Origin of the sequence: Capnocytophaga sp. oral taxon 903, from assembly GCF_013394785.1 — a bacterium.
GTDB classification, from domain to species: Bacteria; Bacteroidota; Bacteroidia; order Flavobacteriales; family Flavobacteriaceae; genus Capnocytophaga; species Capnocytophaga ochracea.
The window spans coordinates 106885-131743 of sequence record NZ_JABXYW010000002.1 but is presented as its reverse complement, the minus strand read 5'-3'; the positions used below and the strand labels follow the sequence as shown (position 1 = coordinate 131743).

Here is a 24859-nt window from a genome sequence, read left to right as displayed (position 1 = left end):
ACATTAATCATTGTTTCACCACCTTAAACACCTTCCTACTGCCGTCAGAAAACGTAGCTACCAAAAAGTAATACCCCACTGACCAAGTCGATACATTGATGTGAAAAGGCTCATTCGCAGGAATTTGATCTGTCCTATACATCATCTTGCCGTCTACCGAAAACACAACAAGTTGCGTCAGCACTCCATTTTCACTGTGATGCCAATACACCGCCAAGTTATCAGTTACAGGGTTAGGTGCTCCTTGCAGAGTAATTTTAGAAGAATTATCAGTCTCTGAAGATTTCAAAGCCTCAGGCAGTTCGTCAAAGAGCTCTTCATCGGTAGCGTCGTCTTTACCGTTGAGGCACAAAAGTGCACTGCGCTGGTTACCCGCGCTGTCGTACTGAAAACAGTACTCTTTTTGAGCATAGATACTAAGGGTACCTAAAAAGAAGATAAGATACTTTAGCATTGTCCAACAGGTTTTGGTTATATGACCGCAAAGGTCAGAACTTTTTTTGAATAAAGCAAGTTTTTTTACACTTCACATTCTAATAGTAACGTTCCCCCTAATATATTAATCTTTTTATCTATCTCACCCCCAAAGATTCTCAGCATCTCCCTAAGCCTCTCCTAAAACCCCAAGCAAACCCACACCCCCATTTCCACATTTTCTCATTTCCTCATTTTCTCATTTTCTCATTTCCTAATCTATAACTAAAAAGGTACTCCATCTCCCTTATGTTAAGGGCTCGGAGTACCTTATAATTATTTTTTAATCCTTCGGTTATCTCTTTTGTTGTGTCTTGCGTTGGGCTTCGGCTTGCTCCATCATCTCACGCATCTTGGCTTGGAATTTACTTTCCTTCTTAGGTTTTTTCTTGTTTTCTTGTATCTGTGCGTGAATCTTCTGCTCGTCTATAATCCAATACTTGATAGCCAACATAATGCCTATGGTCAATAGGTTAGATATAAAATAGTACAAACTCAGTCCACTGGCGTAGTTGTTAAAGAAGAACAACATCATCACTGGTGATAAGTAGATGAGGAACTTCATATTAGGCATTCCAGGTTGCTGAGGTTGTGCAGTCTGTGCCATTGTCATCATTGAGTAGATGAAAATAGCCACAGAAGCCAACAATGGAAACAGACTCACGTGACTTCCGTAGAACGGTATAGAGAAAGGAAGTTCAAAAATAGCATCGTATGACGATAGGTCGTGAGCCCATAAAAAACTCTTTTGTCTCAATCCAAATTCGGTAGGGAAGAAGTTAAAGAGTGCTAAGAACACAGGCAACTGTAACAGAGCAGGAATACAACCGCTGAGTGGGTTCACGCCTGCTTTGCTGTAGAGTGCCATAGTTTCTTGTTGGCGTTTCATAGGCTCTTCATATTTCTTGTTGATTTCCTCAATCTCAGGGCGCAATACCTTCATCTTAGCCTGCGATACGTACGATTTGTAAACGATAGGCGACAATAATAAACGCACGATAATAGTCATCAAGATAATCACCAATCCTACCGAGAAATAATCAGTGAGGAAGTTGTAAAGCGGAATGAACAACCATTTGTTGAGCCAACCAAAAATACCCCAGCCTAACGGAATGAGCTCAGTAAGTTCATACTTGTCATTGTACTGTTTGAGCACGTTGTAATCGCTAGGTCCAAAATAGAAGTGCAACGACTCGCTTAGCTCTCCGCTTTTCGCTTGTATAGGCAAAGAAGTGAGGAAGTTCTTGGTGTATTTTACATCTTTCCCTTCACTCATAGCGATATTGTGAGAAACAAAATCGCCTTTGGCAAACGGGTTGTCAGAAATGAGCACTGATGTAAACAAGTGCTGTTTGTAAGCCACCCAGTTCACTTTCTCTTCTTTTTGCTCGTCATTACCCCCTTGACTCAAGCGGCTAATGCGGTCGCCGTCGTACTGCACGGTTGCCTGCGTATAACGATTTTCATAGGTGACGCTCTTCTCCATACGGCGTGCCTGTAACTTCCAGTCGATGTTCATAGGCTTAGAAGTATTCACAACACCCGATAAACCTTGTGAGCGCACTGCCACGTCCAACATATAACCTTCTTTTGGTAGGGTGTACACATATTCTAAATAAGCGTTTTCTGAAGTTTTGAGCTTCATCGAAAGCACTTTGTTGCCGTTGTTTTCGCTTAGCGTAGGCTCAAAGTACAAGTCTTTAGAACTTAGGGTTTGGTTCTGAGCAGTAGTAAAACTGAGGTTAAAAGTAGCATTCCAATCTTTAATTAAGTAAACAGGCAAAGAATCATAAGTTTTAAATTCTTTGAGCAAAACCTCCTTGGGTTGTCCGCCCCGGTTGCTGATAGTAAACTTGATGTCTTTGTTTTCCAATACAGTTACCCCGTCTTTTGCCGACGGTAGAGTAGCCGAATAGGCAAAAGCACCTAAGCTGGCTTTGTACTTTTCTAAGGCTACCGAATCAGTAGGGATACCTTGGAAGGTAGCGGTATGGGTGTCTTTTTGGGTGTTAGTAGCTTGGTTTGCTTGTTGTTCTTGTTGTGCTTTGCGTTTAGCTAATTCTTCTTCACTTGGTTTATTGTTATTCATAAACCACATCAAAAGTATAAAAATCAAGGTAAAACCTATAATACTCTTTAAATCGAATTTTTTTTCTTCCATATAAGTGTTTTTATCCGTGTTTTAGTTCTTTTTTAGTTTATTGTTTAAGGCTGCCCTCACAAAAGCTACAAATAGCGGATGCGGATTGGCAACGGTGCTCTTGTATTCGGGGTGATACTGTACGCCCACAAACCAAGGGTGATTGGGCAATTCTATCACTTCCACCAAACCCGTATCGGGGTTGATACCGGTACACTGCAAGCCTGCCTTTTCGAGCTGTTCTTTGTAGTCGTTGTTAAACTCATAGCGGTGGCGATGTCGTTCCGAAATCTCTTTTTTGCCATAGGCTTCGTATATCTTACTGCCTTTGCTAAGTTCGCAAGCCCAAGCCCCGAGGCGCATAGTGCCTCCTTTGTGAGTAATTTCCTTCTGACTTTCCATCAAGCTGATTACCGGATAAGGCGTTTGCTCGTTCATCTCAGTAGAATTAGCCCCTTTAAGTCCAGCTATGTGTCGGGCAAATTCAATGACTGCCATTTGCATTCCAAGACAAATTCCCAAAAACGGAATGCGGTGCTCACGCACGTATTCAATAGCTTTTATCTTGCCTTCAATACCGCGACCGCCAAAACCTGGGGCTACGAGCACAGCGTCCAGATGACCTAATTTGGCTTCTATATTTTCTTCATTGAGGTGTTCTGAGTGAATACTCTCCACATCCACGCGCACTTCGTTCGCCGCTCCAGCGTGTATAAAGGCTTCTAAAATCGACTTATACGCATCTTGTAACTCTACGTATTTGCCTACTAACCCTACTTTTATGCGGTGTTTGGGGTTCTTGTAGCGTTGCAAAAAAGTGTTCCATTGGGTGAGGTCGGGTTCGTTTTTACAAGGGAGGTTCAACTTCTTGAGTGTCACTTTGTCCAACCCTTCTAAAAGCATCATATTGGGTACATCGTAAATAGTAGGCACATCAATAGACTGGATTACTGCCTCTCGCTTCACATTGCAGAAAAGCGCCAGCTTGTATCGAAGCTCGTCCGAAAGTTCGTGTTCGGTACGGCAAACCAGTATATCGGCTTGAATACCGCTTTCCATCAGGGTTTTCACGCTGTGTTGCGTAGGTTTGGTTTTCAGTTCACCCGCCGCAGCAAGGTAAGGTACTAAGGTAAGATGTATCACGATGCCATTGTGCTCTCCCAAGTCCCACAAAAGCTGTCTTACTGATTCTATATAAGGCAACGACTCAATATCGCCCACCGTACCACCTATTTCGGTAATCACAATGTCGTATTCGCCTGTTTTGCCAAGTATCTGAATGCGTTCCTTAATTTCGTTGGTGATGTGTGGTATTACTTGCACCGTTTTGCCCAAGAACTCACCACGGCGTTCTTTCTCGATAACGCTTTGGTAAACGCGTCCTGTGGTTACATTATTAGCTTGCGAAGTGTGTACGTTTAGGAAACGTTCATAATGTCCCAAGTCGAGGTCAGTCTCAGCACCGTCTTCGGTCACGAAACATTCGCCGTGTTCATAAGGGTTGAGCGTACCAGGGTCTACATTGATGTAAGGGTCAAATTTTTGTATCGTCACCCTATAGCCACGAGCCTGCAAGAGCTTGGCAAGCGAAGCCGCAATGATGCCCTTCCCCAAAGAAGAAGTTACGCCCCCAGTTACAAATATATATTTGGTATTTGCCATTTCTATTTAATTTGGTGCAAAGGTAGTGAATAATTACCAACTAACAATATTTAAAGCCTAAAATGTTAGTTTAAAGGCATAAAAAAAAGAAGAAACTTGCCTTACACGTTCAAGTATTCTTCTACTTAGTACTAACTTAGCTACACTCTTCCTTCGTTCATTGTTTGTCTTTTGTTCGTTCTTCCTTCGTCTTTTGTTCGTTCTTTGTTCGTCTTTTGTTCGTTGTAGACCCACTGTAGAGCCACTGTAGAGCCACTGTAGACCCACTCTTTGTTCGTTTATCCTATAAGCTTCCTATAATCCTCTCCCAATTTCACCATTCACCATTAACAACACTTCCTATTTGCTAATTCTCAAATCTGCTAATTTGCTAATCTTTATTTGGTATTCTGGCATTTTTGGTATTATTGGCATTAATTCGGTATTACCTAATGATTCCCAATTTCTTCATCAAGAAAGTAGCATTTTTGTTTTGGCAAACACCTTCTCTTAACTTATAGTCGAAAGTGAGTTCTCCATTGGTGATGTCAGACTCAAAGCATTTATTTTGAAGTTGATGAGGATATTGTTCAGTAAGTTTACACACTTCTATATCGTGAGTAGCCAGCACACCCAAAGCTTGTAAGGAAAGCAATCGTTCGATAATCTTAATAGTGCCGTACTGTTTGTCTTCTGAATTAGTACCCCGTAGTACTTCGTCCAAGAGTACAAAGCAACGTTCGTCCTCTAAGGTCTCCATTATCTGCTGTATACGATTGATTTCAGCAAAGAAATACGATTTGCCGTCGTTAAGCGAATCAGCAAGACGCATAGAGACGAGCAAACGCAAAGGGCGTACATTGGCTCTGCGCGCACAAACAGGTAACCCAACAAGGGTAAGCAACATATTAACTCCCAAAGTGCGCAAGAAAGTACTCTTACCCGACATATTAGAGCCTGTAAGCAATACAAAAGCGTGCTCGCCCAGCGTAATATCATTGGTAATCCGATGTTCAGTAGAGATAAGCGGGTGTCCTACAGCTTCAAAAGCTATTTCATAATCATTATTGAGGGTAGGATAAACAAATTCAGGGTTGTTATAACTAAAATTAGCAAAACTACACAGCACTTCCGTCTCCCCCACCGACTCTAACCATTCTTCAATACAGCTTGCATATTGCGCCTTCCATTGCAAAAGTTGCTGATAACGATGTACGTGATAAAAAGAGAAAAGGTTTAGGGGTATAGAGACTAATATATTACTCACGTTATCCAAATCGTCTAACAATCGGGAAAGTTGAGCTATTTTAGCGCTTGCTTGTTTGTTTTTCTCAGGGAAACGCGCTTCTACTTGCGCAATACACTCCTTAAAAGCATATAACATCGTATAAGTACGCTCAAAACCGAGTTTTTCTTTCGTCATTTTACCAATAAAAGAGAAAAACAGTAGTAAGTTTACAGTGATTAAGAGCTTTCCGACGCTTTTTAGTAGTTCATTGTCGTTCCCATATCCTATCAAAAGACTTATGATGAGGAATATAGGTAGAACAATGAGAGTATATTGCATTGTTTTGCTCAATAGTTTCGCAGTACTGCTTGCCCAAGTGCGTAGTTTAATGTAAAAATCTTTGCTGTCATCTATTTGTTGAGCATAAGCAGTAAAGGTTTGTCGCCAGCTTAGGTCGGGAGTGAGTGCTTTTATCTGTTCTTGTGTGTTGATAATGTCCTCAGAAGAAGGAGAGAGAAGTCGCTTGGCTAAAAGTTTTTTGCCTAAGAAAGTATGCGTACGGTTAAGATAATGATAAAGTGAATGTTCACCTAAAATATCCAAATCGTAAGCATAAGGGTGGTTTTCTTCTTGAAAATCTTTGCCGTTATCGGTGAAGAAAGTATGTTGTTCTAAAAATGCAATTTCTTGCTCATTGAGGCGTATTTTAGTTTGGGCGATACTGCGCAACGCACTTATTTTCTTGTGTTTTACTATCAAAAGAAGAAAAACCACAATAGTAAGCATACAAAATAGCCCCATTACTACTGATGGAGCTTTTATAAGTTTGTATACTGACCAAATGATAAGTAGCATTTCAGCTAATCGGAAGAAGCTAATTTGGTTGTATTGTTTAGTAAGTTTTAGGTATTGCTGTGTTGCCTCTGAAAGTTTTTCTTTATATGAATTTGTTGTCATTCGTAATTTGTCATTCGTCATTATTATCGAATCCAATCGTTCAGTCTGTTAGCATCTAATCGTAAAAAGATAAAGAGCAGAATAGTAAACGCCCAAAGCCCAGAACCTCCGTAGCTGAAGAAAGGCAACGGAATCCCAATGGTAGGAATTAAACTAATCACCATACCCACATTGATACAGAAATGCACAAACAGTATTGATACCACACAATACCCATACACCCTGTTAAACTTAGATTTCTGTCGCTCGGCAAGTACTATAAGTCGCAATAGTAAAAATGTGAAGAGTATGACCACTAAGGCAGTACCCATAAAGCCCCATTCTTCACCTACGGTTGTGAAGATATAGTCGGTATGTTGTTCAGGGATAAAGCTACCTTTGGTACGAGTACCTTCCAAGAAACCTTTCCCAAAAGTACCCCCTGAGGTTATCGCCGATTCAGCCATATTGGTATTATAGGCAAAGTCGCGTTTCATTGCAGCTATCTTCTGAGGGTCAGTTTCAAGACGTAGCCATAAGTTCAAACGATTGCGGTGGTGTTGTTTGAGTACGTTATCGTATACTGGGTGGGTAATTGAAGCAGTTACTAAACATAAGAAAGAAAGAATAAATATATTTTGAAACGGAATGCGTTTTGTTTTTCTCTTATGCCAAAAGCCGTAAAATCCAATACAAGCTGCACAAGCAAACAGAGTGAAAGTCGTTCCAAACTTTAGTGAGGAAACAAATACTACTCCTGAAAGAAATAGATAGAAGAGTAGGGCAGAGGGCATACCTTCGCGGAAAAGTACAAAAGCTAATGAAAAGAACACCAATAAGCTCCCTACGTCGGGTTGTAATAAGATGAGTATGGCAGGAATACAAATAATTGCAATAGCCCGTAAGAGGTCAGGAGTACGGCGAATATCGGTGTGGATATCGCTCACATAACGCGAAAAGGCAAGAGCCGTAGCTACTTTAGCAAACTCACTGGGTTGTACCGTAACAGAGCCAAAAGCATACCAAGCTTTAGCTCCATTTGTCTCTTTACCAAAAATAAACAGTCCGGCTAATAGTATAATCGAAATGATGTAGAATATTACTGAAAAGTTGATATAAAACCTGCTATCTATGGCTAAGATAAAGATAATAAGCAAGAAACTAAGCCCAATAAAAAGCAACTGCTTTCCGTAAAACTGATTGAGGTCGAAGATAGAAGTAACGTTTAAGTCGCTGTAAGTAGTGGAAAAGATAGCTATCCAGCCACACATTACCAATAGTAAGTATAGTATTACTGAAGTCCAATCGAGGTTCTTTACAAGGCTATGTCTCATTGTAAGTTATAAGTGGGTTATTTGCGTTTTCTTCTGAAAAGGAAAAACATAGCGTATTCAATAGCTAAGTTTAGCCATCTTCTTTCGTTAAACAAAAAAGAAAGCCACGTATGAGCAAGTAAGTTTTTAGGAGTTAAACTCTCTGCCACTGCCGATACTTGATTGGTAAGTGATAGTCGGTCTATTTCCTTTTCTAAGCGCAGTATTTTAAGGTCGTTATCAATTTCTTCAAAAGAGCTATAGATTTTATTCTTCGTCATCGGGTTCAGCTTTAAAATAGATTTCAGAGAGTTTTTCTAATAGAGGCTTTTCAATAAGTTTTTTGCGGAAAGCCAATATTATTACCGCAATCAACACATAGAAAGCTCCTACAATAGCAAAACCTAAGGCATTGCTACCAAGTGCTTCACCAATAGCATACGCTCCGGCGAAAGACAAAAAGAACAATACCAACAAACTCGCAAAGGATACTATAAAAAAGGTTATAAGTCCGTAAGACGATTTACCTATAAACCTAAAAAGGAATAGTTTATAGTAAGCTATTTGCGAATTGAGAGCAGAACTTGCTTTTGTAGGAACTTCCTCAAAAGTTTCTTTGATAGAGTGGATAGACATATGTGCTTATTTCTGCAATTTAGCGTTAGCTGCTTTTAAGGCGGCTAATTTCTTTTCTAAGAAAGTAATCACGTCTTCGGCTTTATAGCTTGATTTGGAAAGTAAAGTGTCTACTTTTTCCTCCAAAGAACCTTTTAGCTCAGCTGATTTTTCTTTTACATTCTCAGTTAAACGGTCAAGTTGTTCTTTTAGCTTTTCAGCCTTGTCACTCAGGCTATCTTTAATCTTTTCGCGGGTGACTTCACCCTTATCAGGAGCAAAGAGAATACCTAAGCCCACTCCAATAGCAACACCTGTTGCCAATCCTAATAATATGTTTCCTGCTTTTGCCATAATATAATAAATTTTAGTTTTACTTACGATTAGAGTTATTAGTAGTATACTCTAATAAACGCACAAATATACAAAGTATTTTTGAAAGGTGCAAATTTTAAAAAAAAAATAATTACAAATCAAATACAGAGGTGCGTTTAGCAAAGAACAAATCTTTAATTCTTAAAAGTGATGCTAAAAGCAAATATACACCAAACCAAGCTCCTAAGGTGGCAAAGGTGCCGTAAATAAAAACAATACGAACGTCTTTGGCACGCATTCCCAACTTCTCGGCTAAACGGGATGATACTGCAAAGCCGTATTTCTCAAGGAAAAACCTAAATTCAGAAAATATCTTCATAATTATTCATTAGCTACACGACTTACTTTTCGCACTTTAAAAAGCAGTAACATTCCTAAAACAAAGAAAACTATTAGTGAAATAGTAGCATTGCGCATATTATTGGTAAATTGGTCTATCATACCATAAACCCCCATTCCTATTACAATACCCAATTTCTCAGTTACATCGTAAAAACTGAAAAAGGAAGTAGTATCTTTAGTTTCGGGTAAGTAAGCAGAATAGGTGGAACGTGATAGTGTTTGTATACCCCCCATTACAAGCCCTACTAAAATAGCTATTACATAAAACTCAGTAGGTTTATATACGCAATATGAAAGCAAACAGATGCCTACCCATATAACATTAAGTCCAATGAGCACTGCAATATTACCCCATTTGCGCACTGTTAAAACCGTAAGGTGTGCTCCTAAAATAGCTACTAATTGAATAATGAGTACACTTATAATGAGCCCCATAGTGCTTTCTTCGGAGTTTGCCCATTGTATTTCTTGCTCTCCAAAATAAGTGGCTATCAGCATAACGGTTTGTACACCCATACTGTACACAAAGAAAGCAATAAGATACCACTTCAAACGAGGAGAAGCTGAGAGAGATTGCCATACTTTGCGCAGTTCTTTAAAACCGTTGAAAAGAATACTTTTGCTGAACTCCCCTCTGCCTTTTTTATAAGAAGGAAGATAATAAAAAGGGATACTACTAAAGCCTATCCACCATATTCCTACTGTAATAAACGAGATGCGCATAGTGGTGAGAGTAGTTTCAGCATCAGTAGTAGCAAAGCCTACCCATTGTGGTTTCATTACCATTATGAGGTTAAAAATAAGCAATAATACACTACCTGTATACCCTAAGCTGTAGCCTTTGGCACTTACGGCGTCGTACTGTTCAGGGAGAGCAATATCGGGTAAATAAGAATTATAGAATACGATACTCCCCCAAAAGCCTACTACGCCACAAAAATAACACAAGAGTCCGAAGTAAATATGTTCTAAGGAAAACCAATATAACCCTACACAAGAGATAGCTCCTAAATAGCAGAAAAAGCGCATAAAGCTCTTTTTATTCCCTAAGTAATCGGCGATACCACTGAGGATAGGGGAGAGAACTACCACTACTGCAAAAGCTAAAGCGGTTACAAAAGCAATCACAGAAGTGCTTTTAATCACCATTCCAAAGAGCTCAATATGGGTGAGCTTTGCAATGCGAAATAACAATCCGTAGAAAATAGGGAAGATAGTAGAGACAATGGTGAGAGAATAGACAGAGTTAGCCCAATCGTAAAAAGCCCACGCATTGAGTAGTTTTTTATGTCCTCGTTCTAATGGTTTCATATTAATTCTGAGTGCGTTTTGCGCCTAACTTTTCAATAGAGTAAATCACACAGAAACCTATAATAGCCAAAAAGATAGCGGTTAGGATTTGCGGATTGGTATTGGTGATTGTTTTGAAAGCCCAAGGCGATATGCTTTTTTCCCATATCACACTGCCATTAGTAGGGTCTGTTTCGAGAGTTTCTTTCCAAGGCCATACTTTGTTTAGTGACCCAATAATAAAGCCTGTGAGTCCTGCAAAGGTAAGGTTTCGGAATTTAGCAAATAACCATTTTAAGGCTTTTGAAAAGCTAAGAATACCTGTGATAGCCCCAATAGCAAAAACGCCAATCACTTTAAAATTCCAAGAACTAAGCGCATCTAAAACAGTGTGATAAGCCCCCAGAAGCACCAATACAAAAGCTCCTGATATACCTGGGAGTATCATAGCGCAAATGGCTAAGGCACCACAGAAAAAGATAAAGATAATACTTTGGTTACTGCCATTTACCAAAGGAGGAATAACAGTAATAATATAAGCAACAATCCCTCCAACTATCATAGTTAAGACAGCAGCGAGATTCCAACGTTTTATTTCTTTTGTTAGGAAAAAGACACTTGCAATCATTAGTCCGAAGAAGAAAGACCATACCATTATGGGGTGATTTTCTAACAGCCATTTCATACCTTTGGCAAGCGAAAGGATACTGATACCTATCCCTGCAAAGAGAGCTACAAAGAAATTCCCATTGATGTGTTTCCAGAAAGCAACTAACCCTTTTGTAAAAAGGAGTTTGAAGGCTTGTAAGTTTACTTTGCTGATAGAATCGACTAACTCTTCATAAATACCCGAAATGAAGGCAATAGTTCCCCCTGAGACTCCTGGTACCACATCGGCAGCACCCATAGCGAGCCCTTTGAGGGTGATAAAAAAGTAATCTAAAAATGTACGTTTCATAAAGAACGGTTTCTGTTTCAATATTGAACTTAACGGGTGCAAAAGTAATAAAATAATATTCATTGACCAAAAAGATAGAAGTTTAAAAATCTTTGTTATTCACTTTGGAAGCGAAGTTAATGGTTAGTGGTTAATGGTTAATGGTTAGTGGTTAGTGGTTAATGGTTAATGGAGAAATTGGGAGAGGATTATATAAAGCTTATAAGAAGCTTATAGGATAAACGAACGATGAGTGGGTCTACAGTGGGTCTACAGTGGGTCTACAGTGGCTCTACAACGAACAAAAGACGAACAAAAGACGAACAAAAGACGAACAATGAACGAACAATGAACGAACAAATGACAGATTTAAATTAAGGATATAATGGAGGTAAGAAAGAGATTATTGGGGACTTTCAACTTTACCAAAGTCTGAAACTTTGGCAAAGTGTGTACTGTGAAAAGGGAGTGTAGCGAGGCAAAGACGGTGCGGGCTGTACGAACAGAGAGACAAAAGATGAACCTTATGGGATAGTATGCAAAAGGTGTATTAAGAAGATGCTGGTAATCAATAGGTATTTTGGTGAATAGAAATACGGGAAATATACTTATTTTGCTGTTTTGCTTTTTGCTTTTCAGTTTTTTTTAGTAATTTTGCACCCAAAATAACAATGAATGAAAGAAACGGATATCATCATTATAGGGGCGGGACCTACGGGATTGTTTGCTGTGTTTGAGGCAGGATTGCTTAGGTTAAAATGTCATTTGATAGATACGCTCCCTCAGGTGGGCGGTCAGCTTACTGAGTTGTACCCCAAGAAGCCTATTTTTGATATACCAGGATACCCGAGTGTAGGGGCTTCGGAATTAGTGGATAATTTAATGGAGCAAATCAAGCAGTTTCAGCCTGAATTTACGCTTGGCGAAACAGCGATGACTCTTACTAAAAATGATGATGATACTTTTGTGGTTACTACTGATAAAGGCACCCAAATAAAAGGGAAAGCTGTAGGTATTGCAGGAGGATTAGGTACTTTTGAACCTCGCAAGCCTGAACTGCCGAACCTTGAACAATACGAAGATAGAGGAGTGGCTTACTTTGTGAAACACCCCGAGAGTTACGCAGGCAAACACGTGGTGATAGCCGGAGGAGGCGACTCAGCACTCGATTGGAGTATTTACTTAGCCGAGAAAGTAGCAACGGCTTCGGTTACCTTAGTACACCGACGTAATGAGTTTCGCGGAGCATTGGATTCGGTTGAAAAAGTGAGAGCTCTCAAAGAGGCGGGGAAAATCAACTTAAAAACGCCTTATGAGGTAGTGGGACTAGGTGGAGAAAAGCATTTGGAGTCGGTAGTATTGGAGCAGGAAGGGGGCGAAAGAGAAACTCTTGTAGCTGATGCTTTTATACCTTTGTTTGGACTTACTCCTAAATTAGGCCCTATTGCTACGTGGGGCGTGGAGATTGAAAGAAATGCTGTGAAGGTGAACAATGCCTTAGACTATCAAACTTGTATAGAGGGAGTATACGCCATAGGCGACGTAAATACTTACCCAGGGAAACTGAAACTAATACTTTGTGGCTTTCACGAAGCGACCTTAATGTGCCAAAGTGTGTACAACCGCATTTACCCTAATAAAAAATACGTGTTAAAATACACTACGGTAGTGGGTATAGACGGTTTTGATGGGTCTCGCAAAGAGGCTGAAAAGGCAGTGGTGAAAGCGATTTAGGTGAGGTAAGAGATAAGAGGTAAAAGGTAAAAGAAATAAAAAAACTAATGATTAAATAAAAGGATATGCCCATAACACTAACTATTAATGAGACGAGTGCTTCAGCATTGGCTTTTGTGGAATATGCTAAAAAACTTAGTTTTGTACAGTATACAGAAACAAAGGATGATGATGCGTTGCCTAAAACTAAACGTTCGCTCACACCTAAAGAACAAAAATTCAAGAAGATGCTTTTGCAAGGAATAAAAGAAGTGAAAGCGGTAAGAGAGGGAAAAATGAAAGCGCGTGATTTAGATGAAGTCCTCAATGAATTGTAAATTTTTATCAGTTGCTACTTTTGATAGAGAACTTAAAAGGTTGAGCAAAAAGTATAAGAGTCTGAAGAAAGATATAGAAAATCTTAAAGCAGAGATAGAGATAAATCCTTTTTTAGGAACAGATTTAGGAGAAGGATATAAGAAGATACGTCTTGAAATAGCTTCTAAAAATAAGGGGAAAAGAGGAGGAGGGCGTGTTATCACCCACGAAGTTCTCGTGAATGTAAACGAGGAAGATGAAACAAGAAATATTCTTTTTGCTGTTATTTATGACAAAAGTGAATATGATACGGTGGATATGGATATCGTAAAGGAAATCGTTCAAGAATACTATTCGGAATAATTACTTCTAAAATACTAATAACTAAATATAAAATGAAGAGTATAAATGTACTATTAGCAAGTGTCTTATTGGCAGGTGGTGTTTCGCTACACGCCCAAATAGATACTTTGGGTAGTAAATCCCTACAACTGAAAGGGAAAGTAAAGAAAGTAGAGGATTATTCATTTCTTCTGGAAGCGAGTCCGAAAGGTACTAAAACCTTTGATGGGAACACTTATAATGTTTTTCCTTATTCCGAAGAATGGAAGGTGGAAAAAGACGAAAAGAAGCATTCTAAAACGAATATATCTTATCTGTTCGACAACGGAGGACGCAATCTTGAAATTAAAACCTATAATGCCGAAAATCGACCTTTTGGAGGAATGCGCTTCTTTTATGACAAGAAGGGAAAAATCAATAAAAGTCAGTCGGTGTTTACCTTGGGAGACGGAGAACTGACGGTGAACCGACAGTATTTTTACAATGAGAAGAATCAGTTGGTAAAGATTGATGAGAATGATGGGGTGACCAATGAGTGGCTTATCACTATCACGTATAAATACGACGATTTAGGTAACTGTATTGAGAAGAATAAGGTAGCTAGCGTATCGGCATTGGAGAAAGATATTCAACGATATGAGCAGAAGAACCTTGTATTGGAACAGAAAATACGTCCGGAGTACACCAAAGAGAAGTCGTATAAATACAACAATATGAACAAAGTGAGCGAGACAGAAGAAAAAGTGCTCAACAAGAATGTGTTTTTAAAAACAGAGAACGAATACGACAAGGATAAGAATTTAACCAAAGCGACGTATATTAACCAAGAAGGACAAGAGACCGTATGCCAGCACAAATACAACAAAGCAGGGCAACTCATACAGACCATTTGTACGGCTAATGATGACCCTAACTTTTACGTAGAGACGAATTATATGTTTAACAAATTTGGGGAGACGCAGATTATTAAAACACGGAAAGGGGTAGCCTCGACCAAAGTGTATGATGAGCACAACTTGCTTACTGCTTATACTACTCCTGATTTCAATTATAAATACCGTTACACTTTTGATAAAATGGGTAACTGGACACAGATTATAATGTTTGAGAACGACAAGCCCATATGTGCTCGCGTTCGCAGAATAGAGTACTTCCCCGCAAAATAAATGAACGAGATACATCTTAAAATAACCGATCGCGAGGGGCTTCTATACGAAATAGAAGCCCCTACTGATATGAATATGAACCTTATGGAGGTAATGCGTGCTTATGAAATTGCCCAAGATGGCGAGATAGGCATCTGTGGAGGTATGGCAATGTGCGCCTCTTGCCAGTGTTATATTCAGAATGCAGAAGAGGTGTTGCTTCCTGAGATGTCAGCAGAAGAAGAAGCGATGCTTTCGGAGGCTTTTTACGTGAAGCCTAATAGTAGATTAGGTTGCCAAATTCCGATTACACCTGAAATAGATGGTTTGGAAGTGGTATTAGCACCATTTGCATAAGAAAGATAAAAAATATCGAGAAGTATTTTGTAGTTGAGCATTAAATTACTACTTTTGCGCTGTTTAAATATTAATTCGCCAAATATGTTAAAAAGGAATCTATTCTTATGGCTCTTTACAGTAGCTATAACATTCGGTGCTTCCGCTCAAAACTATGAGTGGAAAGAAGCTCAAGGAGGCGGTTACACTTATAAATATGTAACGCACGACCCCACCAATGCAAGGTTTTATACCTTGAAAAACGGACTTACAGTTATTTTGAGTCCTACGAATAAAGAACCTCGCATTCAGTGCTATGTAGCTGTGAAAGCAGGTAGTAAAACCGACCCTGCTACTAATACAGGGCTTGCACATTATTTAGAGCATTTGCTCTTTAAGGGAACTGATAAATACGGTTCACTTGATTGGGCTAAGGAAAAAGTAGAACTCGACAAAATCGACGCCCTCTACGAAGAGTACAATCACACCAAAGACCCTGCTAAACGGAAAGCTATCTATAAACTGATAGATTCGGTTTCAGGAGTAGCCAGTAAGTATGCTATCGCCAATGAGTACGATAAGATGATGACTGCTATGGGGGCACAAGGTACCAATGCTTTTACTTCATTTGAAAAAACAGTATATACTGACGATGTGCCTGCTAATGCTATCAACAAGTACATTACTGTACAAGCTGAACGCTTCCGCAACCCTGTACTGCGTATCTTCCATACTGAATTGGAAGCTGTATACGAAGAGAAAAACCGCTCTTTGGATAGCGATAATAGCGAGGTGTTTGAAACTCTTTTCTCTGAGCTATTCAAAAAGCACAATTATGGCTTGCAAACCACTATCGGTACAGTAGAGCATTTAAAAAATCCTTCACTGAAAGAAATTCGCAAATACTTCCATACTTATTACGTGCCCAACAATATGGCAGTAATATTGGCAGGAGATTTCAACCCTGATACTGTTATCGCTCAAATTGATAAGGCATTTAGCTATATGCAACCCAAAGCAGTGCCTCAATATACTTTTGAGAAAGAAGCTCCTATTACAGCACCTATTATTAAGAAGGTAGTAGGACCCGATGCCGAAAGCGTTTCGATGGCATTCCGCTTGCCTGGTAACCAAGATAAAGATGCCCTTTTAGCCGATTTAGTAGGAGAAATTCTTACTAATGGTAAAGCAGGTCTTATTGACTTGAACCTTGTAAAAAAACAAAAACTCCTTGGGGCAAGTGCCTTTGCTTATACACTTATAGACTATGGTGTACTATACCTCTCAGGGAAACCTCTACAAGGGCAGTCGTTAGAACAAGTGAAAGACCTTATGTTGGGGGAAATAGAAAACCTTAAAAAGGTAACTTTGATGATGACCTTATTCCTTCTATCATCAACAACTTGAAAAAGCAAACCATTCAAGGGACTGAGTCTTATGGCAACCGCGCTAATATGCTAATGTCAGCTTTTACTGATAACTTAGACTGGAAAGACCAAGTAGCGTATGTGAACAACCTTTCTAAACTCACCAAAGCTGATATCGTAGCTTTTGCCAATAAATACCTCGGTAATAACTACGTAGTTGTGTATAAAGAGAAAGGAACTCGCCCTAATGTAGAGAAGATTGAAAAACCGGCTATTACTCCCGTTGAAACCAATGCCGATAAACAATCAGCTTTTGTGAAAATGGTGAACGAGATGCCAAGTACTCCTGTAAAGCCTGTTTTCTTAGATTATAATAAAGACCTACAAAAAGGAAAATTAGGCAAAGCAGAAATACTTTACGTGCAAAACAAAGACAATGAATTGTATCGTCTTACTTTCCGTTATAAAGTAGGTACTCTTAATGATTTGAAATTAGCAATGGCTGCTAATTATAGTCAGTTTTTGGGTACTGATAAAAAATCAGCTGAACAGCTTACCAAAGAATTCTATAAAATAGCTTCAAGCTTTAGAATTTCAAACGGTGACGAGTATACTACTGTAAATATAGAAGGTTTACAAGAAAACTTTGAAGCAGCAGTGAAACTTTACGAAGACTTTATTGCCAATATTAAAGTAGATGAAGAAGCCCTTAAAGCCTTGAAAGCTCGTGTAGTTAAATCGCGTATAGATGCCAAAGCTAATAGAAATGCTATTATGCAAGCTTTAACAAATTATGCAATGTATGGGGCTAAAAACAAATATAACTACACCTTCTCTGATGCCGAAATTGAGGCTATTACAGGGAAAGAGTTGGTAGATAAACTCAAAAACCTAAACAATGTAGAGCAAACAGTTATTTATTATGGACCTGTTACCCTTTCAGAACTTACTAATAAACTAAAAACTTTGCATAAAGTGCCTGCTAAGTTTGCCAAGGTAGCTCCTAAAAAAGAGTTTAAACAAGTAGAGCAAGCTAAGAACCAAGTTCTCTTTGCCGATTATGAAATGGTACAAGCTGAAACCCGTTGGATACGCAATACCGTTCCTTTCAATCCAGCTGAAAGCACTGTAATTAGTGCGTTCAACAACTACTTCGGTGGGGGTATGGGCTCTTTGGTATTCCAAACCATTCGCGAAAGTAAAGCTTTGGCATATAGCACTTATGGTTTCTACGCTTCCCCAAGAAAGAAAGCTGATAAATACTATATGCTTGCCTATGTAGGTTCACAAGCTGATAAGTTTAAAGAAGCCGTTGAAGCAATGAATGAACTGCTCAATACAATGCCTGAATTGCCTGCTAATCTCCAATTAGCTAAACTACAAATCAAGCAAGAAATAGAAACCGAGCGCATTACACAAGACGGTATTATTTATAGCTATTTAGCCGCACAAGAATTGGGTCTTAAAGACGATATACGCAAGCAAGTATATCAAAATGTAGATGGTATTACAATGAAAGATATCAAAGCTTTCCACGACAAATACCTTTCTAAAAAACCTTATACTTATGTAATTTTAGCTTCTGAAAAGAAACTATCAAAAGATGACCTCCAAAAAATAGGAGACTTTAAGAAGCTTTCATTAGAAGAACTCTTCGGATATTAGAATAAGAAATTATTTTTTATTTCTCATAATCAGTGTTAAAGTTGTGCGACTTTAACACTGATTACTTATATATAATACACTCATTTACAATACTCATCTAAAATATTTTAAAGATTTGTGATAAAAATATTTGGTAGTTATTATTATTATTCGTTACTTTGCGCCACAAAGTACTTCATTATGGAAGAGAACAAATACTTAAATGACCTACACGAGATACGCCAGATGATGCGTAAGTCTACCCTTTTTCTTTCGCTTAGCGGACTTTCGGGGGTATTGGCAGGTGTGTATGCCCTGATAGGTGCGGCAGGGGTATATATGTTGTTGGAACATCATTACATCTATTATCCTTATGTGCTTATAGAAAGTCGTACCTTTAAAGCTATTATGGCAATTGCATTAGCGGTGCTTGTAGCCTCATTGCTGACGGCTTACTTGTTTTCGGCACGTAAGGCGAAGCGCAATGGAGAAAGCCTTGTGAATGCTACCGCCAAAAGGGCTCTTTACAACTTTGCTATTCCGCTACTTACGGGTGGGCTACTCAGTGTATTGCTCATCAAAAATGGGTACTACGGACTGCTTGCGCCAATGACGCTTATTTTTTACGGTTTGGCGTGTGTGAATGTGAGTAAATACACCTTTGGAGATGTACATTATTTGGGAATTACTGAGATTGTGTTAGGCTTGTTAGCGGTATATTTCCCTGGTTACGGACTTTTGTTCTGGACATTGGGCTTTGGTGTCTGCCACGTTCTCTATGGAGGCATTATGCACTTTAAATACGAACGAGCCCCCGAACCCCCGAAGGAGGACAATCTACAAAAGGAGTAGAATAGAGTATGATACTATGACCGAAATCTTAAAACGTTATATAGATGCTTCTAATGCTTTTCGCAAAGCAGGAGGCTCTCACGAAGGAGCTATCGCATTATACGACTTGTTGTACGACTTGCAAGCTAAAACCCAGCACACTAAAGAGGAAGAGCGTATCCTCGCTAATACGTACACCCTATTAGAATACCACCTTTCGGCTTATGAGACTTTCGCACGTATTGCCGACCTTACTAATTATAAGGAGAAAAGCAAGTTCTCCGTTTTAGCAGACAAAGCTAAAACACATAACAACACTTTTTGTATCAAGGATATTCGTAAACTGAGAGCAAAGCAAAAACAGCAACCTTTTCAAATTAGTGATTTCAAAAAAGTAGAAGATTTTAAGTCGGAATGCGAGTATATACTCTCAAAGAAAAAAGTAGTTATTTTTAACAAAGAGGTAGAAGGAGAGTATTTTTCATTCTTTGTAAACAAAGATACTCCTTTAGAAAGTTGTTTGCATAGTATAAAAGAATACTTAGAGTGGCTTTCAGATGCTAAGGAGACACTCTTTAGCTATTATAATGAGCATTGTACTGAATATACACCTCAAGCTGATGATAATTGGTATGATACTTTAGAGGTATATAGAGGTCGTATGAATGTTTGGAGTACAGGAGTCGTATGAATGTTTGGAGTACAGGAGTCGCTGCTCATATATCTGCTGGGGATATTTTTACCCCTGACCATTCGTTAGAAATAGATTTTGACGACAAAGAAATCACTGATATAGGGTGGGACGGATAGAATAAAATATTATGAAAGCAAAAATTTTTATCACAACACTATTTTTCCTTATTGGAGTAACAGTTTTAAAAGCCCAAAATGAAAGTACTGATACACAAAAGGCTATTGCTACTTTGAAGGATTTTTACAAAGTAATATACGATGATAATTTAGGAAGGAAAGAAGAGCAATTTTTAAAATATGTATCTAAGGAATTGTTCGATAAAGTATTTCCTCCCTCTCCACTAGGTGAAGACGATTCACCAGGATATGACCCTTTTATACAAGCACAAGACTATGAAGCAAAAACTCTTAATCGCAGTTTGAAAATTACCTCTTTAGGTAATGATAGATATAGAGTATGTTTTTTGCTCTCCGATTGGGAAAATAAAAAAACTTGTGTAGATTATCAATTGAAGAAAAATAACAAAGGGAAATATATGATTACTAATATTTTGAGCGACAAAAATTTCTATATCAAACCTAAAAAATAATAGTTTTAATCCCTAACACTTGATATCTGATATCTGAATTGAAGACTTTTTTAGCACATATCAATAAGACTTTTGACCACCGCATTCGCTTAGCCATAATGTCGGTGTTGATGGTTAATGACAGTGCCGACTTTAATACCCTGAAAGAACTCTTAGGGGTAACCGACGGCAATCTGGCAAGCCATACCCGTGCCTTGGAAGCTGAAGAGTATATCACTATTGAAAAATCGTTTGTGGGAAGGAAGACGAATACAAGTTATAAGGTAACTGAAAAGGGAAAAGAGGCTTTTCAAGAACATTTGAATGCACTCGAGAAGATTATTGGGAAATTAGGAAATTAGCAGATTTGTCGATTTGCCCCCGAACCCCCGAAGGGGACAATCCGTAAAGGAGAAACATTAACTCCTTTCTTTTTTATAGATACACTTTGAAACGCAAAGTGCTTTAGTGTGAATTATTAATTGTAAATTCAAATATTATGTATCCAGAAAAACCATCAACAACATCTAATGTATGGCAATCAAACACTTTTCGTTTGGTGCTTATTGGGGCACTTACTTTGGTATTGCTCATTCCGCTCTTATTAGTGCAAAACTTAGTGAGAGAGCGCAAAGAACGTCAGGAGGAGGTTATCAATGAAATTGATAGCAAGTGGGGGCGCGAGGTCTTTTTCTATGGACCTATCCTCAAAATTCCTTACAAAGTGTACAGCGACAAGAACAAAAACGCTTTTGAGACACAGTACGCTTATTTCTTCCCCGAGGAACTCAAAAATACTTCGAATGTAAAGACTGAGGTGAAGAAGCGCAACAACTACGAATCGGTGGTGTTTAATGCGTCTATGGACTTTACGGGTAGTTATGTGGCGCCTAATTTTATAGCCAAAGGAATTCCTAACGAAGATATCAGTTGGGATAAGGCTACGATTCTCATTCGCACTACTAACCTCGCAAGTATTAAGAATGGGGTAAGCATTCAATTAGGTGGCAAGGATTACGCTTTTGAACCTATCTATGAGCAAAAAGACGACGAGGATTATTACTATGAAAATGATAGTAAGGCTAATGAGGTGGCATCGCTTGAAACAGGTTTTATCAACTATCAGGAGTTTTTGGCTAATCCTTCGTTTAGTTTTACGGTGCAGTACGACGGTAGTAAGAAAATAGCCATTGTGCCCATAGGGAAGACTACCGAGAGTACCCTTACCTCTAACTGGGCTAACCCCAGCTTTACAGGAAACTTTTTGCCTTATGAAAAACAGATAAACGGCAATGGGTTTAACGCTTCGTGGAAGGTGTTGCACATCAATCGTCCGTTTGCACAACAATCGTTTGGGAGTTTGCCGAACATTTCGCAATACACTTACGATGTAGATTTTATCATTCCCGTAGACCAATATCAGCAGAATGAACGCGCTACTAAATACGGTTATTTGGTGATATTTCTCACTTTCTTGATATTCTTCTTGATACAAAGCATTAGTAAGATAAAGATTCACATTTTCCAATACTCAATGATAGGCTTGGCATTGGTGTTGTTCTATACTTTGCTTATATCGATTACAGAACACAGTAGCTTCTCGTTTGCTTACTTTATATCGTCGGTAATGACGGTAGGACTTATCAGTTTGTATTCGGTTTCTATACTGAAAAACAAGAAGTTTCCTACTTTTATAGGACTTTCATTAGCAGCACTCTACGGTTTTATTTACGTGATTATTCAGCTGGAAAGTTATGCTTTATTAGTGGGAAGCATAGGTTTATTTACCATTTTGGCTATTGTGATGTACGTGTCGCGGAAGGTGGAATGGTCGGATTCAGGTAAATAGATAAAAGGTAAAAGGTAAAAAGGACTGTTAGAGAATATCTGGCAGCCTTTTTTAATACCATAATGCCAAAAATGCCAATAATTCCAATAATACTAAATCGATGACGATATGAGGTCGTAGCACGATAGGCAACTAAACAAAGAGTAACCAAATAAAAGACGGTGCGAGCCGCACAGGCAGATGAACAAAAGACGAAGAAAACCTCCCCCTTACACATACCCAGCTTTCGCTGGCTTCCTCAAAGAGGGGGAATGTAGCGACACAAAAATGAAAGAGTGATGAACGAATGATGAAGAAAAGACAAACAAAAGACGGTGCGAGCCGCACAGGCAGATAAACAAAAGACGGTGCGAGCCGCACAGGCAGATAAACAAAAGACGAACAAAGAACGAACAAAAGACGAACAAAGAACGAACAAAGAACGAACAAAGAACGAACAATGAACGAACAATGAACGAACAATGAACGAACAATGAACGAACAATGAACGAACAAAAGACGAACAAAAGACGAACAATGAACGAATAAAAGACGAACAAAAGACGAACAAAAGACGAACAAAAGACGAACAAAAGACGAACAAAAGACGAACAAAAGACGAACAAAAGACGAACAAAAGACGAACAAAAGACGAACAAAAGACGAACAAAAGACGAACAAAAGACGAACAAAAGACGAACAAAAGACGAACAAAAGACGAACAAAAGACGAACAAAAGACGAACAAAAGACGAACAAAAGACGAACAAAAGACGAACAAAGAACGAACAAAGAACGAACAAAGAACGAACAAAGAACGAACAAAAGACGAACAAAAGACGAACAAAAGACGAACAAAAGACGAAGGAAGAACGAACAAAAGACAAACAATGAACGAAGGAAAGGTGGAGAAATGATGAAGGATAAGACTTGCAAAATAGTAGGAAAAGTGGAGTTTGTAGAAGGTGATTATGGGTAGTTGTTGAATAATAGAAATAAAAGTATTATCTTTGCACCCTTTTTAACTGATAATTCATAACTAAAAACATAAAACTCAAGTGGCTATAATAATAACTGACGACTGTATCAATTGCGGGGCTTGCGAACCCGAATGTCCTAACAATGCTATTTATGAAGGTGCTGACGATTGGCGTTATAGCGATGGTACGACCTTAAAGGGACGTGTGGTATTACCGAGCGGATTGGAAGTAGACGCGGACGAGCCCCAGAAAGCTATCAGTGATGATATTTACTTTATCGTGGCAGACAAGTGTACTGAATGCATTGGTTTTCACGATGAACCCCAATGCGCTGCTGTATGTCCTGTGGATTGCTGTGTGCCCGATGATGCCTACAAAGAAACAGAAGAAGAACTTTTGGCTAAAAAACGCTTTATTCACGACGAAGAAGCGTAGTTTTACAAAAAAAGTAGTATATTTGTCCCCATACTTTTAAAAAAGAGTATCTATGAAAAAAGAAGTAACAGATGTATTGGTAATTGGCGCAGGTCCTTCGGGTTGTGTATCAGCAGCCTATTTGCACAACAACGGTGTGAAGGTGCGCGTGGTAGAGAAAACTAAATTCCCGCGTTTGGTAGTAGGCGAGAGCCTTATTCCGCGCGTGATGGATCATTTTGAGGAAGCGGGTTTTATGCCAGCCTTGGAAGCCCAAAAGTACGAAGTAAAATGGGGTGCCCGTTTTATTCGTGGCGAACAAGTGTGTCAGTTTGATTTTGGTAAAAAATACGGCAAAGGTTGGGATTGGACGTGGCAAGTGCCTCGCGCCGATTTCGATAATGTTTTGGCACAAGAGGTCATTCGAAAAGGGGTAAATCTCACTTTTGAAACCGAAGTTACCGAAGTGCAATTCTTCCCCGACCATCAGGTTACTACGGTGAAAGACGCTAATGGCGAGGAGAGCGAAATTACTTCTAAATTTGTAATTGATGCCAGTGGTTATGGGAGGGTGTTGCCTCGCTTGCTAGACCTTAATTCGCCTTCGAAGTTAGACGACCACTCGTCTATTTTTACTCATATCAAAGAGGATAAGGTACGTCCTGCAGGTGAAGAAGGTACGCTTATTTCATTTGATGTATTGGAGCGTGAAGTATGGCTATGGGTAATTCCGTTCTCTAACGGCAATACCAGTGTGGGCATTGTAGGACCTACGCACTATATCAACGCTTTGTCGGCTTCGGGAGATACCGAAGAAGCACTTCGCAAAGCAATCAAACGTTCTGACTTCTACCGACCACGCTTTGAACATTCGGATTTTTTGTTTAAGCCCAATAAGATACAAAGTTATTCTTGCTCGGTGAAAAAACTCTTTGGCGAAGGGTTTGTGCTCACGGGCAACAGTACCGAGTTCTTAGATCCTGTGTTCTCCTCAGGAGTGGCTTTTGCTACCGAATCGGGGATGTTGGCGGCTAAATTGGTAAAACGGGAACTTGCGGGTGAAAAAGTAGATTGGCAAAAGGAATACGCCGAGTATATGCAACGTGGTATAGACGTGTTTACTTCTTATGTAAGAGAATGGTATACCGGCAATTTACAAACGCTTTTCTTTCATCAGCCAGGAAATGAAGAGGTGAAGAAGAAGATATGTTCGGTGCTTGCGGGTTACGTGTGGGATACTACTAATCCGTTTGTAACCAAACACAAGCATATCATTGAAAATATGGCATATGCCATTGATAACGGTTTGGGAATGAAAGAGGCATAAACTTTTTTGGCTGAACGGTAAAAAAGTAGTACCTTTGTGCCCACTTAAATATTCTCATAACT

Annotated in this window: 24 protein-coding genes and 2 pseudogenes; 15 read left to right on the top strand and 11 right to left on the bottom strand. The window is 39.1% G+C overall.

Annotation, left to right across the window (positions count from 1 at the left end; genetic code table 11):
- Nucleotides 1-7: 7 nt before the first annotated feature.
- The 11 genes from HW279_RS00645 to HW279_RS00595 all read right to left on the bottom strand — a co-directional run bounded on the left by HW279_RS00645 (nucleotide 8) and on the right by HW279_RS00595 (nucleotide 11312).
- On the bottom strand, nucleotides 8-454 hold the full coding sequence (locus HW279_RS00645) for a T9SS type A sorting domain-containing protein (RefSeq protein WP_041546880.1): 447 nt from the start codon (nucleotides 452-454) through the stop codon (nucleotides 8-10).
- A 315-nt stretch (nucleotides 455-769) separates the two neighbouring features.
- Nucleotides 770-2635 (bottom strand): membrane protein insertase YidC, encoded by a 1866-nt coding sequence (gene yidC / locus HW279_RS00640; protein ID WP_178957577.1) that lies wholly within the window; start codon nucleotides 2633-2635, stop codon nucleotides 770-772.
- Between the two features lie 21 nt (nucleotides 2636-2656).
- On the bottom strand, nucleotides 2657-4276 hold the full coding sequence (locus HW279_RS00635; protein WP_012796935.1) for a CTP synthase: 1620 nt from the start codon (nucleotides 4274-4276) through the stop codon (nucleotides 2657-2659).
- A 424-nt stretch (nucleotides 4277-4700) separates the two neighbouring features.
- A complete protein-coding gene (locus HW279_RS00630; RefSeq protein ID WP_178957576.1) occupies nucleotides 4701-6461 on the bottom strand; it encodes a MutS-related protein in 1761 nt (586 codons plus the stop codon).
- A gap of 2 nt (nucleotides 6462-6463) precedes the next feature.
- On the bottom strand, nucleotides 6464-7753 hold the full coding sequence (gene rodA, locus HW279_RS00625; RefSeq protein WP_178957575.1) for a rod shape-determining protein RodA: 1290 nt from the start codon (nucleotides 7751-7753) through the stop codon (nucleotides 6464-6466).
- Between the two features lie 17 nt (nucleotides 7754-7770).
- On the bottom strand, nucleotides 7771-8013 hold the full coding sequence (locus HW279_RS00620; protein ID WP_002672980.1) for a DUF6327 family protein: 243 nt from the start codon (nucleotides 8011-8013) through the stop codon (nucleotides 7771-7773).
- Nucleotides 8000-8368: a phage holin family protein gene (locus tag HW279_RS00615; RefSeq protein ID WP_178957574.1), complete on the bottom strand. Its 369-nt coding sequence runs from the start codon at nucleotides 8366-8368 to the stop codon at nucleotides 8000-8002. The genes HW279_RS00620 and HW279_RS00615 overlap by 14 nt, the downstream gene beginning before the upstream one ends.
- 6 nt (nucleotides 8369-8374) lie before the next feature.
- Nucleotides 8375-8701 (bottom strand): YtxH domain-containing protein, encoded by a 327-nt coding sequence (locus HW279_RS00610; protein WP_178957573.1) that lies wholly within the window; start codon nucleotides 8699-8701, stop codon nucleotides 8375-8377.
- A 112-nt stretch (nucleotides 8702-8813) separates the two neighbouring features.
- On the bottom strand, nucleotides 8814-9041 hold the full coding sequence (locus tag HW279_RS00605; protein WP_012796932.1) for a hypothetical protein: 228 nt from the start codon (nucleotides 9039-9041) through the stop codon (nucleotides 8814-8816).
- A 2-nt stretch (nucleotides 9042-9043) separates the two neighbouring features.
- The gene (locus HW279_RS00600) at nucleotides 9044-10375 is read right to left on the bottom strand and encodes an MFS transporter (RefSeq protein ID WP_178957572.1); all 1332 of its coding nucleotides are present in this window, start codon (nucleotides 10373-10375) and stop codon (nucleotides 9044-9046) included.
- Between the two features lies 1 nt (nucleotide 10376).
- A complete protein-coding gene (locus HW279_RS00595) occupies nucleotides 10377-11312 on the bottom strand; it encodes a DUF368 domain-containing protein (protein WP_317165701.1) in 936 nt (311 codons plus the stop codon).
- A gap of 228 nt (nucleotides 11313-11540) precedes the next feature.
- Between HW279_RS00595 and HW279_RS10920 the strand changes: the two genes are divergently transcribed.
- From HW279_RS10920 to HW279_RS00530, 15 genes and pseudogenes are all read left to right on the top strand, one after another.
- On the top strand, nucleotides 11541-11669 hold the full coding sequence (locus tag HW279_RS10920; RefSeq protein WP_255495744.1) for a hypothetical protein: 129 nt from the start codon (nucleotides 11541-11543) through the stop codon (nucleotides 11667-11669).
- 297 nt (nucleotides 11670-11966) lie between these two features.
- Nucleotides 11967-13025, top strand: a complete 1059-nt coding sequence (locus HW279_RS00590; RefSeq protein ID WP_178957570.1) for an NAD(P)/FAD-dependent oxidoreductase — start codon at nucleotides 11967-11969, stop codon at nucleotides 13023-13025.
- Between the two features lie 65 nt (nucleotides 13026-13090).
- Nucleotides 13091-13342, top strand: coding sequence for a hypothetical protein (locus tag HW279_RS00585; RefSeq protein ID WP_178957569.1), 252 nt, complete (start codon nucleotides 13091-13093; stop codon nucleotides 13340-13342).
- Nucleotides 13332-13685 carry a hypothetical protein gene (locus HW279_RS00580; RefSeq protein ID WP_002672961.1) on the top strand — a complete coding sequence of 118 codons (354 nt, stop codon included), beginning with the start codon at nucleotides 13332-13334 and terminating at the stop codon, nucleotides 13683-13685. Before HW279_RS00585 ends, HW279_RS00580 begins: the two co-directional genes overlap by 11 nt.
- Nucleotides 13686-13717: 32 nt before the next feature.
- Nucleotides 13718-14830, top strand: a complete 1113-nt coding sequence (locus HW279_RS00575) for an RHS repeat protein (protein ID WP_178957568.1) — start codon at nucleotides 13718-13720, stop codon at nucleotides 14828-14830.
- Nucleotides 14831-15166, top strand: coding sequence for a 2Fe-2S iron-sulfur cluster-binding protein (locus tag HW279_RS00570; protein ID WP_002672959.1), 336 nt, complete (start codon nucleotides 14831-14833; stop codon nucleotides 15164-15166).
- Between the two features lie 84 nt (nucleotides 15167-15250).
- A pseudogene (locus HW279_RS00565) lies at nucleotides 15251-18177 on the top strand (M16 family metallopeptidase).
- Nucleotides 18178-18357: 180 nt separating this feature from the next.
- Nucleotides 18358-19008 carry a hypothetical protein gene (locus tag HW279_RS00560; RefSeq protein WP_178957567.1) on the top strand — a complete coding sequence of 217 codons (651 nt, stop codon included), beginning with the start codon at nucleotides 18358-18360 and terminating at the stop codon, nucleotides 19006-19008.
- 16 nt (nucleotides 19009-19024) lie between these two features.
- Nucleotides 19025-19797: pseudogene (locus tag HW279_RS00555) on the top strand (hypothetical protein).
- Nucleotides 19798-19808: 11 nt separating this feature from the next.
- Nucleotides 19809-20270: a hypothetical protein gene (locus HW279_RS00550; protein WP_178957566.1), complete on the top strand. Its 462-nt coding sequence runs from the start codon at nucleotides 19809-19811 to the stop codon at nucleotides 20268-20270.
- A 38-nt stretch (nucleotides 20271-20308) separates the two neighbouring features.
- Nucleotides 20309-20611, top strand: coding sequence for a winged helix-turn-helix domain-containing protein (locus HW279_RS00545; protein ID WP_178957565.1), 303 nt, complete (start codon nucleotides 20309-20311; stop codon nucleotides 20609-20611).
- Between the two features lie 137 nt (nucleotides 20612-20748).
- Complete coding sequence (gene creD, locus HW279_RS00540; protein ID WP_178957564.1) at nucleotides 20749-22098, top strand: cell envelope integrity protein CreD; 1350 nt, start codon at nucleotides 20749-20751, stop codon at nucleotides 22096-22098.
- Nucleotides 22099-22412: 314 nt separating this feature from the next.
- Nucleotides 22413-22541: a hypothetical protein gene (locus tag HW279_RS10910; RefSeq protein ID WP_255495741.1), complete on the top strand. Its 129-nt coding sequence runs from the start codon at nucleotides 22413-22415 to the stop codon at nucleotides 22539-22541.
- A gap of 593 nt (nucleotides 22542-23134) precedes the next feature.
- Complete coding sequence (locus HW279_RS00535; RefSeq protein ID WP_111972636.1) at nucleotides 23135-23491, top strand: 4Fe-4S binding protein; 357 nt, start codon at nucleotides 23135-23137, stop codon at nucleotides 23489-23491.
- 52 nt (nucleotides 23492-23543) lie between these two features.
- The gene (locus HW279_RS00530; protein WP_178957563.1) at nucleotides 23544-24797 is read left to right on the top strand and encodes an NAD(P)/FAD-dependent oxidoreductase; all 1254 of its coding nucleotides are present in this window, start codon (nucleotides 23544-23546) and stop codon (nucleotides 24795-24797) included.
- Nucleotides 24798-24859: the final 62 nt, after the last annotated feature.

Bases quoted from the DNA above. Each gene is read 5' to 3' on its own strand.
- HW279_RS00645 (WP_041546880.1), bottom strand. From the start codon at position 454: ATGCTAAAGTATCTTATCTTCTTTTTAGGTACCCTTAGTATCTATGCT.
- yidC (WP_178957577.1), bottom strand. From the start codon at position 2,635: ATGGAAGAAAAAAAATTCGATTTAAAGAGTATTATAGGTTTTACCTTG.
- HW279_RS00635 (WP_012796935.1), bottom strand. From the start codon at position 4,276: ATGGCAAATACCAAATATATATTTGTAACTGGGGGCGTAACTTCTTCT.
- HW279_RS00630 (WP_178957576.1), bottom strand. From the start codon at position 6,461: ATGACGAATGACAAATTACGAATGACAACAAATTCATATAAAGAAAAA.
- rodA (WP_178957575.1), bottom strand. From the start codon at position 7,753: ATGAGACATAGCCTTGTAAAGAACCTCGATTGGACTTCAGTAATACTA.
- HW279_RS00620 (WP_002672980.1), bottom strand. From the start codon at position 8,013: ATGACGAAGAATAAAATCTATAGCTCTTTTGAAGAAATTGATAACGAC.
- HW279_RS00615 (WP_178957574.1), bottom strand. From the start codon at position 8,368: ATGTCTATCCACTCTATCAAAGAAACTTTTGAGGAAGTTCCTACAAAA.
- HW279_RS00610 (WP_178957573.1), bottom strand. From the start codon at position 8,701: ATGGCAAAAGCAGGAAACATATTATTAGGATTGGCAACAGGTGTTGCT.
- HW279_RS00605 (WP_012796932.1), bottom strand. From the start codon at position 9,041: ATGAAGATATTTTCTGAATTTAGGTTTTTCCTTGAGAAATACGGCTTT.
- HW279_RS00600 (WP_178957572.1), bottom strand. From the start codon at position 10,375: ATGAAACCATTAGAACGAGGACATAAAAAACTACTCAATGCGTGGGCT.
- HW279_RS00595 (WP_317165701.1), bottom strand. From the start codon at position 11,312: ATGAAACGTACATTTTTAGATTACTTTTTTATCACCCTCAAAGGGCTC.
- HW279_RS10920 (WP_255495744.1), top strand. From the start codon at position 11,541: ATGAGTGGGTCTACAGTGGGTCTACAGTGGGTCTACAGTGGCTCTACA.
- HW279_RS00590 (WP_178957570.1), top strand. From the start codon at position 11,967: ATGAAAGAAACGGATATCATCATTATAGGGGCGGGACCTACGGGATTG.
- HW279_RS00585 (WP_178957569.1), top strand. From the start codon at position 13,091: ATGCCCATAACACTAACTATTAATGAGACGAGTGCTTCAGCATTGGCT.
- HW279_RS00580 (WP_002672961.1), top strand. From the start codon at position 13,332: ATGAATTGTAAATTTTTATCAGTTGCTACTTTTGATAGAGAACTTAAA.
- HW279_RS00575 (WP_178957568.1), top strand. From the start codon at position 13,718: ATGAAGAGTATAAATGTACTATTAGCAAGTGTCTTATTGGCAGGTGGT.
- HW279_RS00570 (WP_002672959.1), top strand. From the start codon at position 14,831: ATGAACGAGATACATCTTAAAATAACCGATCGCGAGGGGCTTCTATAC.
- HW279_RS00560 (WP_178957567.1), top strand. From the start codon at position 18,358: ATGGAAGAGAACAAATACTTAAATGACCTACACGAGATACGCCAGATG.
- HW279_RS00550 (WP_178957566.1), top strand. From the start codon at position 19,809: ATGAAAGCAAAAATTTTTATCACAACACTATTTTTCCTTATTGGAGTA.
- creD (WP_178957564.1), top strand. From the start codon at position 20,749: ATGTATCCAGAAAAACCATCAACAACATCTAATGTATGGCAATCAAAC.
- HW279_RS00530 (WP_178957563.1), top strand. From the start codon at position 23,544: ATGAAAAAAGAAGTAACAGATGTATTGGTAATTGGCGCAGGTCCTTCG.